Source organism: Bradyrhizobium sp. STM 3809, from assembly GCF_000239795.1.
Taxonomy (GTDB): domain Bacteria; phylum Pseudomonadota; class Alphaproteobacteria; order Rhizobiales; family Xanthobacteraceae; genus Bradyrhizobium.
The window spans coordinates 1-2,902 of record NZ_CAFJ01000471.1 but is presented as its reverse complement, the minus strand read 5'-3'; the positions used below and the strand labels follow the sequence as shown (position 1 = coordinate 2,902).

General features: G+C 67.2%; 2 protein-coding genes. Both read left to right on the top strand.

Annotated features, from left to right (window positions below):
* The first annotated feature begins 41 nt into the window (after positions 1 to 41).
* Entirely contained in the window at positions 42 to 1,706 is a 1,665-nt protein-coding gene (gene pimA, locus BRAS3809_RS21750) for a dicarboxylate--CoA ligase PimA (RefSeq protein WP_008964187.1), read from the top strand.
* Between the two features lie 19 nt (positions 1,707 to 1,725).
* Positions 1,726 to 2,902: acetyl-CoA C-acyltransferase (locus BRAS3809_RS21745; RefSeq protein ID WP_035657522.1), on the top strand; the 1,177-nt coding region annotated here is incomplete at its 3' end.

Genomic DNA, 2,902 nt, shown 5'->3' with positions numbered 1-2,902 from the left:
AAGCAGCGGGGCTACCTTACGCCAACGGAAGTCGAGTTTGCATGACCCATCCCGGCGAACAGTTCTATCCCGAAGGCGTCCGCTGGGACGCGCCGCTCGCGCGCGGCACCTTGCCGGATCTGCTGACAAAGGCCGTCAGCGATTTCGGTGATCGCCATGCGCTGGAGTTCCGCGACCGTCCGATCAGCTTCAACGAGCTGGCAACGCTCGTCGACCAGGCCGCCGCCGCGTTCCTGCGCGCCGGCTACGGCAAGGGCTCTTCAATCGCGCTATTCCTGGGCAACACGCCGGACCACCCGGTCAATTTCTTCGGCGCGCTCAAGGCCGGCGCCCGCGTCGTGCACCTGTCGCCGCTCGACGGCGAGATCGCGCTGTCGCACAAGCTCAGCGATTCCGGCGCGCGCATCCTGGTAACGTCGAACCTGTCGGCGCTGTTGCCGATGGCGCTGAAGTTTTTGGCGAAGGGCCTGCTCGACCGACTGATCGTTTGCGAGGATGATCATTGGGGCAAGGTCGGCACGCCGCAGACGGCGCTGCCGGACAATCCTGCGATCACGACACACCGCGCCTTCGTCGACGGCGCGGCCGCGCCGGCGGCATGGCCCGCGATCTCCGTCGACGATATCGCGCTGCTGCAATACACCGGCGGCACCACCGGCCTGCCCAAGGGCGCGATGCTGACGCATGGCAATCTCACCTCGGCGGTGTCGATCATCGAGATCTGGAGCCGCGCCACCCGGACCCAGCATGACGGCGGCGACCGCGTCATCTGCGTGCTGCCGCTGTTCCACATCTACGCGCTCACCGTCGTGCTGCTGACCGCGCTGCGGATCGGCAGCCTGGTGTCGCTGCATCAGCGCTTCGACGTCGAAGCCGTGATGCGCGACATCGAGGTGAAGCGCGCGACTTACTTCCCGGGTGTGCCGACGATGTGGATCGCGATCGCCAACCTGCCGGACCTCGACAAGCGCGATCTGTCGTCGCTGACCAGCGTCGGCTCCGGCGGCGCGCCGCTGCCGGTCGAGGTCGCGCGCATCCTGGAGCGCCGCGTCGGCATGAAGCTGAAGAGCGGCTGGGGCATGACCGAGACCTGCTCGCCGGGCACCAGCCACCCGAAGGAGGGGCCGGACAAGCCGGGCTCGATCGGCATCGCGCTGCCCGGCATCGAGATGGACGTCGTGTCGCTCGAGGACCCCTCGAAGGTGCTCGGCGTGAACGAGGTCGGCGAGATCCGCGTCAAGGGACCGAACGTCACCAAGGGCTATTGGAACAGACCCGAGGAATCGGCGCAGTCCTTCGTCGGCGATCATTTCCTGACCGGCGACATCGGCTATGTCGATGCCGACGGCTTCTACTTCCTGGTCGACCGCAAGAAGGACATGATCATCTCCGGCGGCTTCAACGTCTACCCGCAGATGATCGAGCAGGCGATCTATACGCATCCGTCGGTGCAGGAAGTGATCGTCATCGGCATTCCCGATGCCTATCGCGGCGAGGCGGCGAAAGCCTTCATCAAGCTGCGCGACGGTTTCGCGCCGTTCCCGGTCGAGGAGCTGCGTGACTTCCTCACCGGCAAGCTCGGCAAGCATGAGCTGCCGGCGGCGGTCGCGTTCGTCGACGAGTTGCCGCGCACGCCGGTCGGCAAATTGTCGCGTCACGAATTGCGCCAGCAGCAATCATCAACATCTCACAGCAAACAGTCGTAACAACAACAGGAGGTCGCCCATGACCGATGCCGTCATCGTTTCCACCGCCCGCACCCCGATCGGCAAGGCCTATCGCGGCGCGCTCAACGCCACCGGTGGCGCGACGCTGCTCGGCCACGCCATCGGCGAGGCCGTCAAGCGCGCCAAGATCGATCCGGCCGAGGTCGAGGACGTCGTGATGGGCGCGGCCCTGCAGCAGGGCTCGACCGGCGGCAACATCGCGCGCAAGGCGCTGCTGCGCGCCGGTCTTCCGGTGTCGGTCGGCGGCACCACCATCGACCGCCAGTGCGCCTCCGGCCTGCAGGCGATCGCGCTCGCGGCCCGCTCGGTGATCTTCGACGGCGTCGAGATCGCGGTCGGCGGCGGCGGCGAGTCGATCTCGCTGGTCCAGAACGACAAGATGAACAGCTTCCAGGCCACCGATGCGGCGCTGCTCGAGATCAAGGGCGACGTCTACATGCCGATGATCGACACCGCCGAGGTCGTTGCCAAGCGCTACGGCATCTCGCGCGAGAAGCAGGACGAATATGCGCTGGAGAGCCAGCGCCGCACCGCGGCCGCGCAGCAGGGCGGCAAGTTCAACGAGGAGCTGGCGCCGATCACCACCAAGATGGCGGTCACCGACAAGGCCACCGGGAACGTCTCGTTCAAGGACATCACGCTGTCGCAGGACGAGGGCCCGCGTCCGGAGACGACGGCCGAAGGTCTCGCCGGCCTCAAGGCCGTTCGCGGCGACGGCTTCACCATCACGGCCGGCAATGCCAGCCAGCTCTCCGACGGCGCCTCGGCCTCGGTGATCATGAGCGACAAGGAAGCCGCCAGGCGCGGCCTGCAGCCGCTCGGCATCTTCCGCGGCTTCGTCTCGCATGGCTGCGAGCCGGATGAGATGGGCATCGGCCCGGTCTTCGCGGTGCCGCGCCTGCTGAAGCGCCACGGCCTCACCGTCGACGACATCGGCCTGTGGGAGCTCAACGAGGCCTTCGCGGTGCAGGTGCTGTACTGCCGCGACAAGCTCGGCATCGATCCGGAGAAGATCAACGTCAATGGCGGCGCGATTTCGGTCGGCCATCCCTACGGCATGTCGGGCGCGCGCCTCACCGGCCACGCGCTGATCGAAGGCCGCCGCCGCAAGGCCAAATACGCCGTCGTCACCATGTGCGTCGGCGGCGGCATGGGCGCCGCCGGCCTGTTCGAGG